Source organism: Tenacibaculum gallaicum, assembly GCF_003387615.1.
In the GTDB taxonomy this organism is placed as follows: Bacteria; Bacteroidota; Bacteroidia; order Flavobacteriales; family Flavobacteriaceae; genus Polaribacter; species Polaribacter gallaicus.
The window spans coordinates 598,911-621,156 of the sequence record NZ_QUNS01000001.1 but is presented as its reverse complement, the minus strand read 5'-3'; the positions used below and the strand labels follow the sequence as shown (position 1 = coordinate 621,156).

The following is a 22,246-nucleotide window of genomic DNA, read 5'->3' as shown; positions in this document are numbered from 1 at the left end:
TAAATATAGTTATGGACGGAATTACTAAAATATACGACAACAACATAGGCATTTCTTTTCATTGGAAAGAAAACAACTCAAACTTAGTTCAATTAATATTTAGAGATACTGGCTTTCATTTAACAGAACAAGAAATAGAATTATTTTTAGATAAGGTTACGGATTCTAAACTTCAAAAAAATTGTGCTACTTGTAGTAAAGGAAAAGACTGTAGGTCTATTTTACTACAAACTCCCTCAAATAAAGTTAGCATGGCAGTTTCTTCAGTTGAATTATGGCAAATAGACGATCTTTTAAAAGGAACTTTGTTTCAGCTAAAAATGAATAATTATTTAAATGACATATGTAAAAATTAAAAAGGCTCACAAAAATTGTAAGCCTTTTTAATCTAATCTTCTTTAATTAGGTACATATATACTGGATAGTGATCACTATACCCTCCGGTATATTTTCCATAAGAAAAACTCCTAAAAGGATACCCTTTATAACGACCACTTTTCTGAGTTAAAAAACGTTTATTAAAAATCCCAGACTTAAACATTTTATAGGTTGAAAAATCTTTTTCTCCTTTATCTAATAATGGAAAAGTGAACATTATTTGATCAAACAAGTTAATATTGTCTCTATACCCTAATGTATTAAATCCACGACGAAACATATCTTCGTACGGATTATAAATATCGCCCTCTTTTACGTTTTTTTTCTTACTCTTTGTTTGTAAAATCTTTTTAAAACTCGAATTGATAGGGTCATCATTAAAATCCCCCATAATTAACACTTTCGGATTTGGGTCGTTCAGTTTAATTTTTTCAATAATTTGCTTCACTTTATAAGCCGCTTTTTCACGTAATGGTCTACTCTTTGCTTCCCCACCTCTTCGAGATGGCCAGTGATTAACAATAATATGTATCAATTCATCATCTAAATATCCTGATACCAACAAAATATCACGTGTATAAACTTTATAATTCTGGTCGTATATATTAGGGTTGAATGCCTCGAAATGAATTGGCTTAAAATAACGTGATTGATATAACAGTCCCACATCAATACCTCTTTTATCTGGAGAATCAAAATGAATGATACTATAACGCTTCTTTTTTAACTTTTCAGATGCTACCAAATCTTCTAAAACTTTTTTATTTTCAACCTCAGCTACACCTAAAATTGCTGGACTAGTTCTAGCCTTTTCTGCCCCTAATTGAGAGATTACCTCCCCAAGTTTGTCAATTTTATCTAAATACACTTTTTCTTTATCTCCTTTCATTTCCATGATAGGACTTGCTTCATCATTCTTTTCAGGATCATTCTTGGTATCAAAAAGGTTTTCTAAGTTATAAAAACCTACTGTTCTTATTTTATATTTTTTTTGATTTTGCTGTGCATATGTAAAAAATGCGACAAAAATAAACACTAAAAAAGCAGTTATATTTCTCATTTTATAAATTTTAGACGGCAAAAATAAAACAATTTTCGAGCCAAAACCTATAATTAATATAATGTTACCTTTCATAATATTAACTTAACATTAACATAATTAGATTTTTCGTAGTTTTGCCTCCCTTTTGTCATATTTTTCGGCACTGGGAACTAATATATTCAAATATTTTATAAACAATCATTTATGAGAAATTTTACGATAACAATGTTATTGTTTCTTTCAGGCATGCTTGGCCTGAATGCGCAAAATGTTGTAAAAGGGGTCGTAATAAACGGCGATTCTGAAAAACCTATGCAAGGTGTTTCTGTAAGTGTAAAAGAAGCAACTATTTCTAGTTCTACAGATACTAGTGGTACTTTTACACTAAGTGGTTTACCAAACGGAAGACAAATTGTAACGGTATCATTAAACGGGTACGAAACCCAAAATTTTCCAGTTGAACTATCTGGAAAAACAGTAAATTTAGGTACAATCTTTATGTATGAAGATTTATCTGAAGATCAAGATTTAAGCACCATTACTATTACAGATGATGAATTAAGTGATGATACAAGTGCTGCTGATAATATCTCTGGTCTATTACAAGCCTCTAGAGATGTATATTTACGTACTGCTGCTTTTGAATGGAGTGGTTCTTTCTACAGAGTACGTGGTTTAGATTCTGAAAACGGTAAAGTTTTGATTAATGGAATTGAAATGAACAAATTATACAACGGAAGACCTCAATGGAGTAACTGGGGAGGTTTAAACGATGTATTACGTAATCAGGAATTTAGTAACGGATTAACTCCTTCAAACTACGCATTTGGTGGTGTTTTAGGTTCTACAAACATTAATACCAGAGCTTCAGAATATAGCGAAGGAGGTCGTGTTTCTTATGCTTCTTCTAACAGAAGTTACAACCACCGCTTAATGGCAACATACTCTTCTGGTTTGTTAGCTAACGGATGGGCAATAACTGTTTCTGGCAGTAGGAGAGCTGGTAATGAAGGGTATGTTGATGGTACTTTTTACGATGCAAACTCTATCTTTTTGTCACTTGAAAAGCAAATTAACGATACTCACAGCTTAAACTTAACAGTGATTGCAGCTGAAAACGAAAGAGGGAAATCTTCGCCAAATACTCAAGAAGTTTTTGATATTAAAGGAATTCGTTATAACTCATACTGGGGAAAACAAGGAGGCAAAAACAGAAACTCTAGAGTTAAAAGATTATACGAGCCAATCGTTATGTTAAATCACTATTGGAATCTTTCTGACAACACAAGATTAAACACAAATGTTAGTTTTCAATTTGGAGAAATCGGTAATAGCCGTTTAGACTATAACGGTGCTAATAACCCAGATCCTACATACTACAGAAAGTTACCAAGTTGGTATTTATCAGACCCTAATGGACCAAATTATGAAAATGCCTATAAATCATTAACTGGTTTCCAAAATGATGGACAAATTGATTGGGATGAATTATATATAGGAAACGAAGGAAGTCCTGAAAATGCTCGTGTAATTTTATATGAAGATAGAAATGATGATCAGCAATTAACAGCTAATATGATTTTATCATCAGAATTAAACGAAAATATTACACTAACAGCTAGTGGTGAGTACAGAAAGTTAAAGTCTGAAAACTTTGCTTCTCCAATAGATATGCTTGGGGCTACAGGCTATCTGGATGTAAATACTTTTGGTGATACTTTTGACCAACAACAAAGTAACCTTTTAACTCCTAATAGAACAATTGGTTTAGGAGACCGCTTTAAATACAACTATATCTTCAATTCTGAAGTATATGGAGGTTTTGCTCAATTACAATTCAAATACAACAAAGTCGATTTTTATTTAGCAGGACAAGCAAACAATACTACACACCAAAGAGAAGGTTTATTTCAAAACGGATACTTCCCTACTAATTCTTATGGAAAATCGAACAAATTAGATTTCTTTAACTACGGAGCTAAAAGTGGATTGACCTATAAAATCTCAGGACGTCATTTAATTGATGTAAACGGAGGTTATATCACAAAAGCACCATCTTTACGTAACTCTTTTGCCAACTCAAGAGCAAACAATGTTACTGTTGCAGGTGTTGCTGAATTAAATAGTGAAAAAATATTATCTGGAGATGTTAGCTATATTTTCAGAAGCCCTTTAATTACTTCAAGAGTTACAGGTTATTACACGGATATTAAAGATGCTACTGAAATTTCTTTCTTCTTTGCTGATGGTATTGGCGGAGATAATTCAGCTTTTATTCAAGAAATATTAACAGGGATTAATAAAAGACACTTTGGTGTTGAGTTTGGTATTGAAGCACAAGTAACCCCTACAATTAAACTAAAGGGAGCGGCTAACGTTGGACAGTATACCTATAACAACAATCCTAATTTGGTTATTACAACTGAGAATGCTTCTACACCTGGATTTACCAATGGTAAAAGAGATATGGGAGAAGCTTCTCTTAAAGATTATAAACTAGCTGCAGGACCTCACAAAGCATACTCTTTTGGTTTTGAGTATAGAGATCCAGATTATTGGTTTGTTAGTGTTACAGCAAACTATATGGATGAAGCTTATGTAGATGTTTCTCCTATTAGAAGAACTACTAATTTTGTTAGTGATGCAGATGGAGCTGCTTTTGCAGATTACGACCCTATTTTAGCGAGACAATTATTAACTCAAGAACAATTTGATGACTACATAGTTGTAAATGCTATTGGAGGTAAATCATGGAAAGTAGGAGATGGTAAATACATTGGTTTATTTGCTAGTGTTAGTAACTTATTCAACGAAGAATACAAAACAGGAGGTTTCGAACAAGGAAGAAATGCTAACTATCGTGAGCTACGCGACGATAATGCTAACGGAACACCAACCTTTGGAAATAAATATTGGTATGGTAGAGGTACTACTTATTTCTTAAACTTAAATTATAGATTCTAAAAAAACACTCAAAATGAAAAAAACAAATTTATACAAGATTTTTGCAATTTTATTTATTGCAATTTCTACTTCATGTGTTGACAATAATGATTTTGAACTACCAACCATTGGACCAGACAAACAGTACGAAAACTTAAAGTCTTTAGACAAAATTATTGCTCAATACAATGGCGATCCTGTAGAATTTACTGAAGACGTTACTGTTTATGGTTATGTAGTTTCTGACGATAGAGAAGGTAATTTTTTTAAATCAATTATTATTCAAGATAAACCAGAAAATCCAACTGTAGGTTTAGAAGTAAGAATAGATGACACTAACCTAGGAGCTCGTTATAATGTGGGTAGAAAAATATACATTAAACTGAAAGGGCTTGCGTTAAGTAAATACTTTGCCTCTTTTCAAATAGGTGTTTTAAATGGTTATAGTACGGATAGAATTGATGCAAACGATTATATCAACTTTATTGATAGATCCTCTGAAATTGCTGAAATAGTACCAACCAGTTTAAGTATTGGTGAGTTAACTGATGCTCACATCAATACATTAGTTAAAATAGAAGGATTACAGTCTGAAGAAAAAGGATTAACCTATGCTGACCCTGACCCTAACAACACTTCTTCAGTTAACAGAAACTTCGTAAGCTGCGAAACTTTTGAATCTATTATCATGAGAACTAGTGGTTTCTCAACTTTTAAATCATACCCTATCCCAGATAAAAAAGGAAGTATTACTGCTATTTTAGGAAAGTTCAGCAGCGATTACCAATTATTTATTAGAGATACTAACGATGTTAATTTTACTGAAGAATATGGTTGTAATACACCTCCTGTTGATGCTACTTTAAATGAAGTTAAAACCTTTTATAAAGGAAGTGATGAAGCAACAGTTACAAAAAACTTAAAAATAAAAGTAGTTATTACCTCTGATTTAGCTTCTGGTAACTTACATTCATTAAGTGCTTTTGCTCAAGATGCTACTGCAGGTATTGCTTTACGTTTTAGTGGAGATCACAACTTAAACTTAGGAGACGAAGTAGAAATCGCAGTTGGAGGCGCTAAATTAAGTGAGCATAACGATTTATTACAACTAAACCTTTCTCCATCAAGTATCATAAGCCAAACAGCTGGTACCTTACCTACTCCTGAGACTATCACTTTTGCTCAGGCTTTAACTGGTGATTACGAAAGTAAATTAGTACAAATTGATGGAGTACAATTCAAAGACAATACCAAAATTTATGACGGTAACAATGAGTTAATTGCTGAATGTGATGGTACTCCATTAACCACTTATGTTAGAAAAGAGGCAACTTTTGCTAACAATAATGTAAATGATAAAAAAGGAGCTATAACAGGTATTATGACTGTTTATGAAGGTACTCCTCAAATCTATTTAAGAAACGAAGCTGATATTAATTTTACTGAAGATTATACTACTTGTGGAGGTGGCACTACTACCAATACTATTTTCTTTTCAGAATTAGCAGACCCTAATAATAAGGCAAATGCAAGATTTATAGAATTATATAATTCTGGAACAGATCCAATAGATTTAACAGGTTGGGTAATCAGAAGATATACAAATGGTGCAACTTCATCAACCTCTTCAATTGACTTATCTGGTCAAACTATTGCTGGTAGTAGTACTTTTGTGATTGCTAAAAATGCTACAGAATTCTCAAGTGTATATGGTGTTACTGCTGATATGGAGTCTTCTTCACCAGCAGCTGATTCTAATGGAGACGACCAATTAGAATTGGTAGACCCAAGCGGAACTGTAATTGATATCTTTGGAGTTATTGGGGAAGATGGATCTGGTACAAATCACGAATTTGAAGACGGTAGAGCTTACCGTAAAGCTTCAGTAACACAAGGAAACCCAACATATACATTCTCAGAGTGGGATATTTGGAATGACACAGGAGATGCAGGTACTACAAATGCACCTCAAGATGCTCCTGGTGCTTTTACACCTGGAGTAAGGTAATTAAATTACTATATCTAAACAGTAAAAAGCCCAAGTTTTAAAACTTGGGCTTTTTGTATGCTTACTGAAAAATTATTTTTTAACTAATTGCTTAGTATACCTTTTCCCTGTATCATCTAAAGACACAAAATAAATTCCTGCTGATAATTTTGAAACATCTACATTATTGTTTCTAGAACTCATTTTTACTTTTGTAAGCAACCTTCCGTTAGCATTATAAATAGCAATCTCTCTATTTTTCCACAGCTCATTATTTACTTGTAAGACTATAAAACTATCCTCAATAGGATTAGGTGAAAAAACAATTACATCCTTATCATTTACTAAAACACGTTCCGTATTTAAATTAGAGGCTTTAGCACTACCACAATTTCCAATATTATTCCATCCACTTGAAGTTCTCTCATACAAAACATTAAAATAAACAACCCTATCACCAACCTGGTAATTTTGAGAAGAATCATATTCAGCCACCCCATCACAAATATTAGTAGTAGTCCCTCCATCACCCTCAATAATAGTTATAGTATAATCTTCAACCTCACCATAATCAAATGAACCACAAGAAGCAGGAGTAGCATTATATCGCATAGACACCCTCATTCTTGTATTACCTAGTTTTGCAGTAGTAGGTACGGTAAACGTACCATTAACAGAACTATCAGAAGAAGCACTTTTAACCCACACTTGCTCTCCATTATCTTCAAAATCAGAATCCTGATTATAATCAATCCAAACAGCATACCCCTCTTTGTAAACAGTACCTGTCCATTTAGGAGTAACAGTAATTGTATTAGAACTACCTTGCTCTAAATTAGTAGAAATACTAGTAAAATCCTCATACCCATTAGAAGCTCCTGAATTATTATTAATTGACCCAAGTGTTACATTCTGAATATATTCATCATTTACATTATTTCCTTTTGAATCACAATACGTTGGTACACTAACACTTCCTTTACTTTTCGCTACCTCAATTAAATACTCTAAACCAAGTTTAGCAAACTTTGCTGCGTGCGTAGCATTGGCAGTTGGAAACCTACTAGATGTGTCATTTACAGTATGAATGTAAGGGCTTGAACCATTAAAAGAAGCCTCAAAAGGAAAAGCGGCATCATACCCTTGTTGTGCCCAACTATAATGATCGGAACAACCGTAATTACATCGTGTATAATCGTAAGTAAATTGATGACTTCCTGAAGCATTATAATGATCCATAAGACTAGCTAAAAAAGCATTAAGAGTGCTACTATTATAACTATCATCAGAAATATAAACATCCTTTGGTGACCCTTTATAATTCGTCATATCAAACTGCACGTACGACAACACATTAACATTTCTGTTTTTATAATCTTCAGCAATCTCTTTTGACCCCCTTAACCCAACTTCTTCGGCAGCAAATGCCATAAACTCTATAGTTCTTTTTGGTTCAAAATTCATTTCAAAAAGTACTCTAGCCATTTCAGTAATTGTAGCAATACCAGAAGCATTATCATCAGCACCAGGAGCATTCGTTTCTCTTTCTGGACTAACAGAATCAATATGTCCGCCTATAATTACATATTCATTTGGAAGATCACTTCCTTCAATGGACATAACAACCGAAGGCATTGTGGTACTATTGTGGTTAACTATTCTCACACTAACATCAGACCTACCATTAGCCATGGTTTCCCATTTTTGTTTTAAATCCTCAACAGCATCTTTTGCCTTTTGTGTAGTATGATATCTAGTACCATAATTTTCAAGTTCTACTATTTGATTCGCAATATTTGTATTATTTACCAAGCCCAAACTTTGATTTACAACTTGATCTTCACTAATAGTATACGATGCTCTTTTCTGATACGATTTTTTACTTTGTAACTTCTGAATTGTTTGTAAAGCTTGTTTTTCAGAAGGCTCATAAATAAACCCAGGACCATGAGTTAAAATCATATGATGCAATTTTTCAGCTGCATGATGACTTAACTTTACTGCACTAAAACCATTGGTGGAGGAAAGAATTTTAATATCAGAAGGAGCAACTTTTTGTAGTTTTAAAGCATCGTTGGTTTCAATAGTACCATAAAACATTTTTTCTTGGCTGTAAATAGTAGAAAAACTAAGGCACAGCAATAGTAACGAAAGTAGAAAATACTTTTTTTTCATTTTTGAAGGGTATTAATATTAATTTAAAATTTCACGTAAGTTATTAAAAATTAACATTATAGAGTGAAATTATTTTTAATTATCACTTAACCATAAGCTTAATTCTAAAATTTATTCGTTCTATCACTCAACAAGTTTTGTGGTATATTCCTTTTTTTGCATCTTTATATGTACACAAACTTTCGCTATAAATGTTTTCAAAACATAGAATAACCAACGCTTTTAAAAAAGCAAAAAAACTACCTTTAAACAAGTATACTAAATACATTTTATTTTCTGATTGCCATAGAGGTGATAACAGTTTTGCCGATGACTTTGCTCATAATCGAAAAATATATCACTATGCCTTATCTCAATACCTTCAAAAAGAATTTACCTATATAGAATTAGGAGATGGTGATGAACTTTGGGAAAATAAATTCGTGAATATTTTCAATGCAAATAAAGACATCTATTTATTACTTCAAAAATTCCATCAACAAAACAAACTACATTTTATTTGGGGGAATCATGATATGAATTACAGAAAACCTAAAAATGTTGCTAAAAACTTTAATTCTTATTATGATACTATTGACGGAAAGAAAAAAGAATTAATGCCAAATGCCTCTTTTTCTGAAGCAATTAAATTGACACAAGAAGATGGGAAGTCTATTTTTTTACTCCACGGTCATCAAGCTGATTGGTTCAACTATACTTTTTGGAAATTTAGTAGGTTTTTAGTTCGTGTTTTATGGCGACCACTACAAATACATGGAATTAAAGATCCTACAAGCCCTGCCCAAAACTTTAAAGAATTAATAAAGGTAGAGAAACGTTTAGAAAAGTGGATTAAAAACAATAATAACCAAATGATTGTTACAGGACACACGCACCGTCCTCGGTTTCCATCAGAAAACGAGCTTCCACATTTTAATGATGGCAGTTGTGTACATCCAAGGTGTATTACTGGTTTAGAAATTGAAAACAATGAAATAACCCTTATTAAATGGCACGTAGTAACCAATAAAGATGGCACCATGCAAATTACAAGAACAGTTCTTGAAGGGCCTAAAAAAATAACTGACTATATTTAAAGTCATAACCCTTTCTTAACCCTAAACCTTGCGTTATATAACAATTTATTAAATTACACTTAATATTTATATTAAAAAAGGAGAATACTTTTGATTCATCTCAAACACGAGGTGTATAGTCATTATAAATTTATTAGTTTTTGTCGACTATTTATTTGACTTACTATATACTGCCTTGAAAACAAGGCAGTTTTTTAATATTAGGTTAACACTAAATTAACATTAAGGTTTGTTATTTGCCGCGACAAAAACTAATAAACAACATCTAATGAACTGTAAAACAATACTTACGTCTGTAAGTATGTTTGTGTTACTTTACACGCATGCACAACAAACAAACGCACCAAAATTTGGAAAAGGTATATTTAACCTAGTTGGAAAAGATAGTACTTGGTCTATGAAAATGGGAGCTAGAATGCAATTTTTAGCAACTGCCGAATGGGATTCTAACAAAGACGGCTTATACAACCCATCATCTTCAATGTTGGTGAGAAGAGCTCGTTTAAAGTTTAATGGATTTGCTTTTTCTCCTAAATTAAAATATAAAATAGAACTTGGGTTATCTAATAGAGATATTAGTGGTGCTTCAGAACATACAGGAAACGCTCCAAGATATATTTTAGATGCCTTTATAAAGTGGAATTTCCATCAAAATTTCGAACTATGGTTTGGACAAACTAAATTGCCAGGAAACCGAGAACGTGTTATTTCTTCAGCAAATATGCAATTAGTAGATCGCTCTTTATTAAACAAACGATTTAATATTGATAGAGATATGGGCGTACAATTAAGACACCATTTTAATTTATCTGACAAGTTTATTGTAAGAGAAGCATTAGCTTTTTCACAAGGTGAAGGAAGAAATGTTACTGTAGGCAACTTAGGAGGACATCAGTATACTGCTCATCTTGAGTTTTTACCTTTTGGAAAATTTGAAGGTAAGGGTGATTATGTAGGTGGAGACTTGAAAAGAGAACAAACACCTAAACTTGCTATCGGTATGAGTTATGACTTTAACAACAATGCCGTAAAAACCAGAAGTAATCAAGGTACCTACATGGTTAATGATGAAGGCTATTATCAAACAAACATTTCAACCTTTTTTATGGATGCTATGTTTAAATACAAAGGATTCTCTTTTATGGGAGAGTATTCATACAGAAATGCTAAAGATCCTATTGCAAAAAATTCAGACGGAACACCTACAGGTGAAATTGTACAAGTGGGTAGTGGACTAAATCTTCAATCAGGATATTTATTTGCTAAAAACTGGGAAGTATCAAGTCGTTTTACCAATATTTCTTTAGACAAAAACATTACAGGAAAAGGAACTGAAAACCAATATACATTAGGATTATCAAAGTACATTGTTGGTCATAAATTAAAAGTACAAACAGATATTAGCTACTTAGATATAGCCACAGCTACAAATCAATTGATGTATAGATTACAGGTAGATATCCACCTTTAAATGATAACATAAACATAACATGAGAGCGTTCTTGTGTAACTAAATTTGCAAAACTTAATTAAAAACTAAAAAATGGGAGATCCATATATTTTGATGCTAGTCGCTTTAGCTGTTTTAGCTATTGTAGACTTGGTTGTGGGAGTTAGTAATGATGCTGTTAACTTTTTAAATTCAGCAATCGGTTCTAAAGCAATTAAAGTAAGAAATATTATGATAATTGCGAGTGTTGGGGTGTTTTTTGGGGCAGTTACCTCAAGCGGTATGATGGAAGTAGCACGTAAGGGTATTTTTAACCCTAACATGTTTATGTTCCAAGATATCATGTTTATTTTTATGGCTGTTATGATTACTGATATTTTACTGTTAGATATCTTTAATTCATTAGGAATGCCAACCTCAACAACGGTTTCTATTGTATTTGAATTACTAGGTGCAGCTGTGTGTGTTTCGTTAATTAAAATTGCTGCCAACGACGCTCATTCTATTTCTGACATTTGGACTTATATCAATCATAAAAAAGCTATTCAAATTATAAACGGAATTCTACTCTCCGTAGTGGTTGCTTTTTCTGTAGGAGCCATTGTACAATTCTTTTCTCGTTTAATTTATTCATTTAATTTCGAAAAAAGACCTACGTATATTAATTCATTATTTGGTGGTTTTGCAATTACAGCAATTACTTATTTTATCATTATCAAAGGAATGAAAGGAACTCCTTTTTATAGTGATATAAAACACCTAATTGAAGGAAACACTATACTTATCATAGCTGGGAGTTTTATTTTTTGGAGTGTTGTATCTCATCTTTTAATTCAGTTTTTAAAAGTTAATATATTAAAATTAATTATTGGTATTGGTACTTTTTCGTTAGCCATGGCGTTCTCTGGTAACGATTTAGTAAACTTTATTGGTGTACCAATTGCTGCTTGGAACTCATACCAAGCTTGGGAAGTATCTGGTGTTGCTCCTGATGCTTTTTCTATGGGTATTTTAGCTAAAAAAGTACCTTCTAACGTATGGTTATTATTATTAGCAGGAGCCATTATGGTGGTTACTTTATGGACTTCAAGCAAAGCGAGAAACGTAATTAAAACTGGTATTGACTTATCGCGTCAAGGAGACGGGCATGAGAAATTTCAACCAAATCCATTATCAAGAATTGTTGTTAGAACAGCAATGGGTATAAATGCTGGTATTAGCTTTATTGTACCTAAAAAAGCTTTAAACTTTATAGATTCTAAGTTTCAAAAACCTGTAATTGAATTACCTAAAGACAAAACGTATGAAATGCCTGCTTTCGATTTAGTAAGAGCATCTGTAAACTTAATTGTTGCTGGTATTTTAATTTCTATTGCAACCTCTATGAAGTTGCCTTTATCAACTACTTATGTAACATTTATGGTAGCAATGGGTACCTCTTTAGCTGATAGAGCTTGGGGACGTGAAAGTGCTGTTTATAGAGTTGCTGGGGTAATTAATGTTATTGGCGGATGGTTCTTAACTGCCATTACAGCTTTCTTAACAGCTGCTTTAGTAGCTTATTTAATTAGCTGGGATATGGTAATGATTCCTGTATTGTTATTAGTAGTTGCTCTTTTAATTGCAAGAAATACTTTACAACACAGAAAAAAATCTAAACAAGAAAAGAAACAAGTACATATGGAAAGAGCAGAATTAATCACTATTAATGGTGTGATTGAAGAAAGTTCAGATCATATTGCTGGTGTTGCTCATCGTATAAATAAGTTATACTCTAGTGTTGTAAAAGACCTTGCTACCCACGATTTAATAAAACTGCGTAAAACTGATAAGCACGTTACTAAGTTAAACGATGAAATAGATAGTTTAAAAGACGGAGTATTCTACTTTATTAAGTCGTTAGACGATACTTCGGTACAAGCCAGTAGATTTTATATTTTAATTTTAGGGTATTTACAAGACGTTGCACAATCTATTAGCTATATTTCTAGAGCTACATATAAGCACGTTAACAATAACCATAAAAACCTTAAAAAAGGACAAATTAAAGATCTTAAAAGTATTGACAATACACTTTCTAAATTATTAGGTGATATTGCTGATACTTTTGAAAATAGAAGTTTCGATAATTTAGAGCATATTATTAACGAAAAGAAAGAATTGTTAAAAGATGTATCAAAATCTATCGAAAAACAAGTAGACCGTATCAGAACAGATGAAACAAGTCCAAAGAATACTACATTATACTTTAGTATTTTAATTGAGACACAAGATTTAGTTTCTGGATTAATGAGTTTACTAGAAACATATGAAGAGTTTCACATTAGCACCAAGACAGCTGAAATTGAAGCTTAATCAAACAAAAGCCGAGTTAATAACTCGGCTTTTTATTTCTTTATTTTTATAAATTATAATTGCTACTTCTTTTTCATGGGACGCATTAAACCTTCTTGTGCTACCGAAGCAATCAGTTTACCTTCCCTTGTATAAATATTTCCGCAAGCAAACCCCCTAGCTCCATTCGTATTAGGGCTTTCTACCGAGAACAACATCCAATCATTAAAATCAAAATCACGATAAAACCACATCGAATGGTCTAAACTTGCCATTTGTGTGTTTCCAAAGTTAGCTACGCTTGCATTCGGGTTTAAACAAGCCGTTAAAATATTATAGTCTGATATATACGTTAATATTTGTTGTTTAATTCCTAACGATAAATCCGATGCTTCTCCTTTTAATTTAAACCAAACATCTACTACTGGAGGTAAATCTTTTCGGTCTAACGGATTTACAATCTGCACTGGTTTAAAATCAATAGGTCGCTCAATACTTAAAAAATCTTTCATTTTCTTTGGTAAAAAAGCTCCAAATTGATCTAACATATCTGTCCAACTCAACAACTCTTCAGGTTGTTTTAAGTCTTTTTTTATAGGCATTTGATGCTCATATCCTTCTTCTTCTTTATGAAAAGAACAAGACAGTATAAAAATCGTTTTATCTTTTTGATGTGCTGTAACTCTACGTGTAGAAAAACTACCTCCATCACGAATAGTTTGCACATTGTAAGTTATAGGCAACTCTAAATTTCCTGCCTCTAAAAAATACGAGTGTAGCGAATGTAATATACGTTCTTCAGGCGTTGTTCTATACGCTGCATTTAGTGCTTGCGCTAATACTTGACCTCCAAAAACATTTGGACTTCCTATATCTCTACTTACTCCGTTAAAATTCCCTTCACCTAAATCGTCAAGGGTAAGTATATTTAATAATTCTTGTGTGTTTTTCATTTGTTAATACAGTAAAAAGGGTTTAATTCTTTATACTTTTTTTGTTTTAAAAGGCTTTATTAACCGGAATCCTGTTGGTTGAATTCTATTCAAAAATAAGCTTAAAATACGATTTGGAATGCTTTTTCTATGTCGCAAATAAATTGTTAAGTCCTGTGGTGCTGCTCCTACTGAACTTTTTATTTCACTAGCTGTTCTTCCAAAATTTATAGTTTTTATATTATTATCTATACCCAATAATATATAATCGTATAACATTCGTTGGTAAATAGCATAGGTTTTATTTACGGTATAATCAATTCCTACAAAATGCGCATCTAATGAGTTTTGATTTTTTATTCCTGATAAAAACCCAACTAACTTATCTCCTAACCAATATACTTTAATAACATAGTCATCCTTTAAATTTTCTTTTAAAGATATATACGTTTCTATATTAAAATATCCTAAGTTAAAACTCGCCTTGTTTGATACATTTTTATACAGTAACGTCATATTTGGCAATAATTGCTTCAAAGAATCAATAGTTACTTCTTCCGTTCGTAAGTCTCTACTCTTCTGTAACGCTTTTTTTGCCTTTACCCTATACTTTGTTTTTAATGCTGCTAAATAATCATCAAAAGTACCCCAATTATCATCTAACGCTAACATCATATTTGGATCTACATTAAACGAATTATACCCCACGCTGTGTAATGCATCGGTAATAAAAAGAGATTCATTTACAAAATCTTTCAACATAAAAGCGTCAATTGTTTCTTTTGAAATATCTTTTTCAAAGGCTACAATAGCTTTAGCAAGTTGTTTTACAATTTGTTTTTTATCTTGATTTGGTTTGATGAATATTCCGTGCTCTCCACTTACAAAAGTATTACCACATGTAAGTATTTTAAATGGTTTTTGAGGAGACAATAAATGTAGTTTCCTCCCCATACATCGTATCCATTCTACAACCGATTGTAAATCGTTTTGAACACTTTCTAAATAAAAATCTACCAATTGAATAGTGGCAAAAGCTATTGCTTCTTTTTTTTCATCAAACAATAAAATATAAGAAAACTGTATTTGTTGATTGTTCTTTTCTAAAGCTTCTAAATACGCTGGCTGAAAGTATAAATTATCTATACAGTCAAGCTCTCTCCAAACCTTTTCTGATATCTCTTTTACTGAGGAAAAGTAACATATATTGGATATTTTTTTTCTACAGGATAAAATAATAACAGCGTTTATGGTTTGTATTTGTGTAAATTAGTAAAAGTTTGTCAAATACCCTATAAATTATTTTTACGATACTCCATTATTCCATACAGGTACTTTTAAAAACCTACTTATTTTTACCATATCGCTCAACAAATATTCTTTGTCTCCGTGGTTTAATAAATTATGACGTTCTCCACCTTGAGTAACTAAATTTACCTCGTAGCAGTAATAACCTCCTGACTTATTTCCTTGAACAAATTTTGATAACACTTGTAAGGCATATACTTGCTGAAAAGGTATTATTTCACCATCAACTACTATTTTTCTCTTTTGAGAGTTTAAAACTGCTTTAGCTCCAAAAGAAAACAGTAAGAAAATCCCTATTAATACAAAGGGCCCTCCAGAAATGAAAAATAATTTCCCTCCATGCATAAACGTTAATGGTTCTTTTGAAAACTCAAAGAACTCAATATATGACCAAACTACGTAGTTTAAGCCCATTAAAAGGAAACTCCAAGCTACAAATTTCAGATAAGCACTAGAGGTAATTTTGTATCCGAAAGCTGTTTTTCGTAAACGTTCACTTAAAAAATTGCTTCCTGAACCTTTAACCGCATTCCAAGAGACATGTTGCCCAATAGCATCAGTTGTAAAATCATCAAAAGAAAATTCTATTTGCCTATTGCTCGATGAGTTTTTCTTTCTTTTTGCCCAATAGCTAGAACCAAACATGCCAATAAACATAAAAGCTAAAACGGCTAACATCCCGCCTGTTTTATAGTAAGTATATCGCTGTCTATCTATACTTAACTGATGAATTGGAACGGTAATTTCAAGGCGTTTTATATTGTTTAAATCTTTTCTTGTAGGACTTGTAAGTTGTTGTAACGAGTCTAATTCTTGTGCGTTTTGCTGTACTTCTAAATCTCGTTTATGAAATGATTCATACATATTTTGAAATTGTGGAAGTGCTACGAAAATAAAAATCCCGATTGGGATTATTGCAAAAATCCAAGTATTACTAATAGATATCTTTTTCATGTTTTATTTTTTGGAAGGCAAATTTGCGAAAAGTTTTTGGTTTTATCGCATAAAAAAGCTCTTACATTCTAATGTAAAAGCTTTTAAATTAATACTGTTTTTTGTTATTACTCACAAAAAGGAACTGTAAAAAAACCTTCTACCATATTATCAGTACTTGAGTTTGCTTTTATCTTTAAAGTAAGTTCACTATCTGTAAATCTTACAACCTCAACAACTCCTTGAAGGTAGTTTGAAGGATTCGCTCCTTTCTTATCAAAAACTACATTCACATTGTCATAAACTCCTAACTCTGCTTTCACATAAGTTGCAATTCTTAATTCGTAATTAAGAACATCAGAACTACAATCTGCTTGAATATTGGTTATATGTACTGAAAGTTCATTATTTCCAGACATAAATGCTTTACCTCCTTTGGCCGTAAAACTTGTTCCTAATACTTTTCCTGATAATTTTGTGTTTGCAATTCCTGCTGGATCATTATCACTATCTGAACAACTACTCATCACTAGGGTTAAACACACTAAAACCGCATAGCTAATTTTAAAAATCTTTTTCATTCGTTTAAATTTTAATTTGTTTTTACTGGCTGCGAATTTAGTTTAAAAATAAAACCCCACAAACAAATTATTTGCTTGTGGGGCTTTTATATTTTATAAGGTGGGTTTACCCTACAATATTGATAATTTTCCCTGGAACTATAATTACCTTCTTTGGCTCTCGTCCAGCAAGTTGTTGTTGCGTTTTTTCGTGTGCCATGACCGTTTTTTCAATTTCATCTTTGCTCATATCTAGCGGTAACTCTAAGGTAAAACGCATTTTACCATTGAAAGAAACTGGATAATTCTTCGAGCTCTCGATTAAGTGTTTTTCTTCAAAAATTGGAAAAGCTACTGTTGCGATTGACTCGCTGTGTCCTAACTGACTCCATAATTCTTCAGCAATATGTGGCGCATACGGAGAAATTAATACTAACAACGGTTCTAAAATAGCACGTTTGTTACATTTTAACGCTGTTAACTCGTTTACTGCAATCATAAAGGTAGAAACGGATGTGTTGAACGAGAAGTTCTCAATATCTTCTTCTACTTTTTTAATCGTTTTGTGTAAGGTTTTTAATTCGTCTTTGGTTGGTTCAGCATCAGAAACGTTGATCCCGTTTTCATCGGTGAATAATTTCCATAATTTCTTTAGGAAAGAATACACTCCTGAAATACCTGAAGTTTTCCAAGGTTTTGTTTGCTCTAACGGCCCTAAGAACATTTCAAATAAACGTAAACTATCCGCTCCGTATTCTTCACAAATTAAATCTGGATTGACTACATTGTATTTTGATTTCGACATTTTTTCAACCTCGCGAAAGCTCAAAAATTCTCCATTTCTTCCATTAACATATTCAGCATTTTTAAAATCTTCTCTCCAAGATTTTAATCTATCCAAATTAACTTCAACATCACCGTCTAGACAACTCACATCAATATGGACTGGTCTAAATTTCAATGTACTTTCATTTTCACTTGTCAAACCAGCTTTTCGTAGAATTTCTTCTTTACTATTTTCTAGATCTTCATCAGCACTAGAAATATAATTATGACCTTGAAAGAAATCAGCTGATAAATACACGTTCTTTGTTTTTCCTTCAAAAAGAGCTTCATAAACAAAAGCAGAAGTTCCTAAAATCATTCCTTGGTTAATCAGTTTTTCAGCAAACTCATCTACTGGTAACAATCCTCTGTCAAATAAGAATTTTTGCCAAAAGCGTGCATATAGCAAGTGTCCTGTAGCATGTTCAGAACCTCCAATATATAAATCTACTTCTTTCCAATAGTCAACCGCTTCTTTGCTAACAAACTCTCCTTCGTTATTCGAATCCATATAACGGTTAAAGTACCAAGAACTTCCTGCCCACCCTGGCATTGTGTTTAACTCCAAAGGAAATACAGTTTCATTATCTATTAACTCATTACTCACTACTCTATTCTCAATACTATTCCACGCCCAAACATCAGCATTTCCTAATGGTGGTTTTCCGTCTTCAGTGGGTAAGTACTTTTCTACTTCTGGTAATGCGATCGGTAAATGCTTTGCTTCAATCATTTGAGGCATTCCGTCTTTGTAATATACTGGGAAAGGTTCTCCCCAATAACGTTGACGGCTAAATACTGCATCACGTAAACGATAGTTTATTTTTCCGTAACCAAAACCGCGTTTTTCTAATTCGTAAATCACGGTTTTCATTCCTTTTTTATAGTTTAAACCGTCTAAGAAATCAGAGTTTGCTAATTTAATTCCATCTTTAGCATCGTTTGCTTTTTCAGAAATATCAACCTCTGCAAAAATATTTGGAATTTCTAATCCGAAGTGTTTTGCAAAATCATAATCACGTTGATCTCCACATGGTACCGCCATAACAGCACCCGTACCGTAACTTGCCAACACATAATCACCAATCCAAATTGGTACTTGTTTTCCTGTAAACGGATGTAACGCATAGGCACCAGTAAACACTCCTGAAATAGTTTTTACATCTGCCATACGATCACGCTCTGAACGTTTTGCTGTAGCTTCAACATAAGCTTCAACCGCTTCTTTTTGTTCAGCAGTTGTAATTTTCGCCACCAACTCGTGTTCTGGAGCTAAGGTCATAAAAGACACTCCAAAAATAGTATCAGGACGTGTCGTAAACACATCAATTTTTGCATCATGTCCGTCAACATCAAAAGAAACCATCGCTCCTTGCGAACGACCAATCCAGTTGGTTTGAGAATCTTTTAATGGCTGTGGCCAATCGATATTTTGTAATCCGTCTAACAAACGTTGTGCATACGCAGAAATTCGCATAGACCACTGGGTCATTTTTTTACGAACTACAGGATGTCCTCCACGTTCTGAAACTCCGTTTATAATTTCATCGTTTGCTAATACTGTTCCTAATGCCGGACACCAATTTACTTCGGTATCGGATAAGAATGTTAAACGGTATTGTAATAATATTTCTTGTTGTTGTTTCTCTGACAAACTTTTCCATTCATCCGCAGAAAAAATGGTAATATCTTCATCAGAAACTGCATTTATAGTTGCATTTCCTTCTGCTTCAAACTTTACTACTAAGGTAGCAATATCTTCTGCTTTATCAGTGTCTTTATTGTACCAAGAATTGAACAGTTGAATAAAAATCCACTGTGTCCATTTATAATATTCTGGATTTGAAGTACGAACCTCACGAGACCAATCGAATGAAAATCCGATATTATCTAACTGACGACGGTACGTTTTGATATTTGTTTCGGTAGTTATTGCTGGATGCTGTCCTGTTTGGATAGCATATTGTTCAGCAGGTAGTCCGAAAGAGTCATATCCTTGTGGATGCAATACATTAAACCCTTTATGACGCTTGTAACGTGCGTAAATATCAGATGCGATATATCCTAGAGGATGTCCGACGTGTAATCCTGCTCCTGATGGATAAGGAAACATGTCTAACACATAATATTTTGGTTTATCAGAATTATTTTCAGCTTTAAATGTACCTTTCTCTGCCCAGTACTTTTGCCACTTTTTCTCTATCTCTTGGTGATTGTATTGCATTCTTTTAGTTTATTCCTTTTATTTCGACTACACTCAATATAACACTTCGTAATGATGTGATTTTGAAGCTGCAAATTTACAGTTATTGTTGATAAGTAAAAAGTTTAGTGCTTTTAATACATCATGAAAACTTAAATAAACACAAAAAAACCTCACAAGCCTTAAAAGGTTTGCAAGGTTTAAAATTGAAATAAGAGAGATATTTATATTATCCTAATGCTGGATCTGTTAAAATTACTCTTAGAGTTCCTCCACGTTCTGATCGTTGAATGTTACATATCCTTTGTTTTTGAGGTGGACCATAAGGTAATGTAGGGCACGGTTTATCACCTACTAATTGAATACAATCGGTACAGTTTACAGGAAACACTCCTGGATTACCTGAATTTTGCTGTAACTCTTTATTGTAAATTCTAGTAATCGGTGTTTTATTTGGTCCGTAGTTCCAACCTCCATCTTTATCTACTTCCATAGCGATAAAGCTGTTTACTCCATTAACACAACTTATATCAAAGGCTTCCGCACATGGTGTATTTGGATTTAGTGTAAACTCTGCAATGCTCGTTCCTTGTGCTCCGTGATTAAAGTCTGCTCCTTTTACAGGACATTGTGGTTCTATATAAAAACAAATGTTTCCGCTAAAACATTCTCCTTTTGAATCAAACTCTTCTGTCTTTCCTGCTCCTAATTCAAATTTTCCCATAAGTTTATTTACTTTGGTTAAAAAACTAAAATCTGACACTCCAACAGGTGATGGACAGCATTTATTAGCAACATTTGATGCCGCAAAAGTTACATAAACCTCTACTGGTTTTGAAATTTGATTTGTAACGGATAGTGTTGTGTAATTTGTAGACATTTTTTAAAGTTTTAAGGTTAATTGTAAACGTACTGGTAAATACTTTTCGCAAAGTATTAATTGTATACTTATGAGTGTTTTAAAATGTCTTTACTGATTGTTTTTGAGTAATGAGCGATTTAATTTAAGCTTCAAAAAAGCTTAGTGTAGTTAGCCATACTTGGCTATATTTTTATAATTTAGGAAACTTAATAATTAACCTACTATGAATGAAAATGTAACTGCTTTAGATATCAAAGAAAAAGTATCGGCTTTACTTAAAGATTCTCTTGAACAACCTGAAATTGAAAATTTAATTAACGAAATACACACTTATTTTAAAGAACTAACACAGCTCACAGGATTTGATCAAAACATAGAACATCTTGCTGCGGTAACAACTGCAAAAGGAAAGGCTTTAGGGTTAAACCATGCAGCACAATGTTTGCTAGACTATAAACGAACCGTGAAGTTTTTAAAAGCTATGGTAATGGCTATTAAAGAAAAACAACAAAAACACCCTGATAAAACTATCAATATTTTTTACGCGGGTTGTGGGCCATATGCCCCATTTGTTACTTTAATTGCTCCGCTTTTTAGTCCTGAAGAAATACAGTTTTCTTTGTTAGAAATTAATGATAAATCTTTAGAATATGCTAAAAGTCTTATTCAAAAATTAGAGCTTACCAAGTATATAACAAACCACTACAATGCAGATGCCGTTACTTTCGAAATCCCTGAAGCAAAAAAGTATCACATTGTATTTAGTGAAACGTTAGATGCTTTATTGTATAGGGAGTGTTATGTTCCTATTTTATTTAATTTACTCCCCCAGCTACCAAAAGATGTAACTGTAATTCCAGAAAACGTATTGGTAAAAATGAGTTTAGCTACTGATGTTATTACTGATGCTAAACATACATCTGTAGAAATTGACACCATTTTAAATGTTAGAAAAGCTATTTCGTCAAACGAAACCAATACTATTCCTACACAACTTCCTGATAAAAAAATAGCTGTAAACTCAATTAATATTGAAGAATACAACTATTTACTATTGGACACACTGGTACATGTTTATAACGATATTTGGTTAACAAGAAGTGAATCTTCATTAACCCTACCTCTTGAAATGCATATAGAGCATCCTATTAATTTTGATTCTATTGTTTACACTTACCAAATGGATCCAGATATCCAGCTAAAATACTCTTTAGAAAAGTAAGGTACTGTTCAAAAAA

The 22,246-nt window shown here is 32.5% G+C and carries 15 protein-coding genes; 7 read left to right on the top strand and 8 right to left on the bottom strand.

What is annotated here, in order from left to right:
* Positions 1–11: 11 nt before the first annotated feature.
* Complete coding sequence (locus C7448_RS02820; protein WP_115899830.1) at positions 12–356, top strand: hypothetical protein; 345 nt, start codon at positions 12–14, stop codon at positions 354–356.
* 32 nt (positions 357–388) lie between these two features.
* Here the strand turns inward: C7448_RS02820 and C7448_RS02815 are convergent, their stop codons facing one another.
* Complete coding sequence (locus C7448_RS02815) at positions 389–1,438, bottom strand: endonuclease/exonuclease/phosphatase family protein (RefSeq protein WP_115899829.1); 1,050 nt, start codon at positions 1,436–1,438, stop codon at positions 389–391.
* Positions 1,439–1,624: 186 nt separating this feature from the next.
* Between C7448_RS02815 and C7448_RS02810 the strand changes: the two genes are divergently transcribed.
* Complete coding sequence (locus tag C7448_RS02810) at positions 1,625–4,384, top strand: carboxypeptidase-like regulatory domain-containing protein (protein ID WP_115899828.1); 2,760 nt, start codon at positions 1,625–1,627, stop codon at positions 4,382–4,384.
* A gap of 13 nt (positions 4,385–4,397) precedes the next feature.
* On the top strand, positions 4,398–6,371 hold the full coding sequence (locus tag C7448_RS02805) for a DUF5689 domain-containing protein (protein ID WP_115899827.1): 1,974 nt from the start codon (positions 4,398–4,400) through the stop codon (positions 6,369–6,371).
* 72 nt (positions 6,372–6,443) lie between these two features.
* On the opposite strand, the gene C7448_RS02800 is transcribed toward C7448_RS02805, so the two are convergent.
* Positions 6,444–8,525, bottom strand: coding sequence for a M20/M25/M40 family metallo-hydrolase (locus C7448_RS02800; RefSeq protein WP_115899826.1), 2,082 nt, complete (start codon positions 8,523–8,525; stop codon positions 6,444–6,446).
* A 191-nt stretch (positions 8,526–8,716) separates the two neighbouring features.
* Between C7448_RS02800 and C7448_RS02795 the strand changes: the two genes are divergently transcribed.
* The 3 genes from C7448_RS02795 to C7448_RS02785 all read left to right on the top strand — a co-directional run bounded on the left by C7448_RS02795 (position 8,717) and on the right by C7448_RS02785 (position 13,406).
* Entirely contained in the window at positions 8,717–9,601 is an 885-nt protein-coding gene (locus tag C7448_RS02795) for a metallophosphoesterase (RefSeq protein WP_115899825.1), read from the top strand.
* A gap of 268 nt (positions 9,602–9,869) precedes the next feature.
* Complete coding sequence (locus C7448_RS02790; protein WP_115899824.1) at positions 9,870–11,072, top strand: porin; 1,203 nt, start codon at positions 9,870–9,872, stop codon at positions 11,070–11,072.
* Positions 11,073–11,144: 72 nt separating this feature from the next.
* Positions 11,145–13,406 carry an inorganic phosphate transporter gene (locus tag C7448_RS02785; protein ID WP_115899823.1) on the top strand — a complete coding sequence of 754 codons (2,262 nt, stop codon included), beginning with the start codon at positions 11,145–11,147 and terminating at the stop codon, positions 13,404–13,406.
* Between the two features lie 62 nt (positions 13,407–13,468).
* Here the strand turns inward: C7448_RS02785 and C7448_RS02780 are convergent, their stop codons facing one another.
* The 6 genes from C7448_RS02780 to C7448_RS02755 form a co-directional block, all read right to left on the bottom strand.
* The gene (locus C7448_RS02780; protein WP_115899822.1) at positions 13,469–14,338 is read right to left on the bottom strand and encodes an acyl-CoA thioesterase; all 870 of its coding nucleotides are present in this window, start codon (positions 14,336–14,338) and stop codon (positions 13,469–13,471) included.
* A gap of 30 nt (positions 14,339–14,368) precedes the next feature.
* The gene (locus C7448_RS02775) at positions 14,369–15,382 is read right to left on the bottom strand and encodes a GNAT family N-acetyltransferase (protein WP_245939417.1); all 1,014 of its coding nucleotides are present in this window, start codon (positions 15,380–15,382) and stop codon (positions 14,369–14,371) included.
* Positions 15,383–15,622: 240 nt separating this feature from the next.
* A complete protein-coding gene (locus C7448_RS02770) occupies positions 15,623–16,579 on the bottom strand; it encodes a hypothetical protein (RefSeq protein ID WP_115899820.1) in 957 nt (318 codons plus the stop codon).
* A 107-nt stretch (positions 16,580–16,686) separates the two neighbouring features.
* Positions 16,687–17,139 carry a hypothetical protein gene (locus tag C7448_RS02765; protein WP_147300488.1) on the bottom strand — a complete coding sequence of 151 codons (453 nt, stop codon included), beginning with the start codon at positions 17,137–17,139 and terminating at the stop codon, positions 16,687–16,689.
* Positions 17,140–17,245: 106 nt separating this feature from the next.
* Positions 17,246–20,167 carry a leucine--tRNA ligase gene (locus tag C7448_RS02760; protein WP_115899818.1) on the bottom strand — a complete coding sequence of 974 codons (2,922 nt, stop codon included), beginning with the start codon at positions 20,165–20,167 and terminating at the stop codon, positions 17,246–17,248.
* 208 nt (positions 20,168–20,375) lie between these two features.
* Entirely contained in the window at positions 20,376–21,026 is a 651-nt protein-coding gene (locus tag C7448_RS02755; protein ID WP_115899817.1) for a hypothetical protein, read from the bottom strand.
* A gap of 205 nt (positions 21,027–21,231) precedes the next feature.
* On the opposite strand from C7448_RS02755, the gene C7448_RS02750 reads away from it, so the two are divergent.
* Positions 21,232–22,230 carry an SAM-dependent methyltransferase gene (locus C7448_RS02750; protein ID WP_115899816.1) on the top strand — a complete coding sequence of 333 codons (999 nt, stop codon included), beginning with the start codon at positions 21,232–21,234 and terminating at the stop codon, positions 22,228–22,230.
* The last annotated feature ends 16 nt before the right edge of the window (positions 22,231–22,246 follow it).

Coding starts and splice junctions, on each gene's coding strand:
- C7448_RS02820 (WP_115899830.1), top strand. CDS start 12: ATGGACGGAATTACTAAAATATACGACAACAACATAGGCATTTCTTTT.
- C7448_RS02815 (WP_115899829.1), bottom strand. CDS start 1,438: ATGAGAAATATAACTGCTTTTTTAGTGTTTATTTTTGTCGCATTTTTT.
- C7448_RS02810 (WP_115899828.1), top strand. CDS start 1,625: ATGAGAAATTTTACGATAACAATGTTATTGTTTCTTTCAGGCATGCTT.
- C7448_RS02805 (WP_115899827.1), top strand. CDS start 4,398: ATGAAAAAAACAAATTTATACAAGATTTTTGCAATTTTATTTATTGCA.
- C7448_RS02800 (WP_115899826.1), bottom strand. CDS start 8,525: ATGAAAAAAAAGTATTTTCTACTTTCGTTACTATTGCTGTGCCTTAGT.
- C7448_RS02795 (WP_115899825.1), top strand. CDS start 8,717: ATGTTTTCAAAACATAGAATAACCAACGCTTTTAAAAAAGCAAAAAAA.
- C7448_RS02790 (WP_115899824.1), top strand. CDS start 9,870: ATGAACTGTAAAACAATACTTACGTCTGTAAGTATGTTTGTGTTACTT.
- C7448_RS02785 (WP_115899823.1), top strand. CDS start 11,145: ATGGGAGATCCATATATTTTGATGCTAGTCGCTTTAGCTGTTTTAGCT.
- C7448_RS02780 (WP_115899822.1), bottom strand. CDS start 14,338: ATGAAAAACACACAAGAATTATTAAATATACTTACCCTTGACGATTTA.
- C7448_RS02770 (WP_115899820.1), bottom strand. CDS start 16,579: ATGAAAAAGATATCTATTAGTAATACTTGGATTTTTGCAATAATCCCA.
- C7448_RS02765 (WP_147300488.1), bottom strand. CDS start 17,139: ATGAAAAAGATTTTTAAAATTAGCTATGCGGTTTTAGTGTGTTTAACC.
- C7448_RS02760 (WP_115899818.1), bottom strand. CDS start 20,167: ATGCAATACAATCACCAAGAGATAGAGAAAAAGTGGCAAAAGTACTGG.
- C7448_RS02755 (WP_115899817.1), bottom strand. CDS start 21,026: ATGTCTACAAATTACACAACACTATCCGTTACAAATCAAATTTCAAAA.
- C7448_RS02750 (WP_115899816.1), top strand. CDS start 21,232: ATGAATGAAAATGTAACTGCTTTAGATATCAAAGAAAAAGTATCGGCT.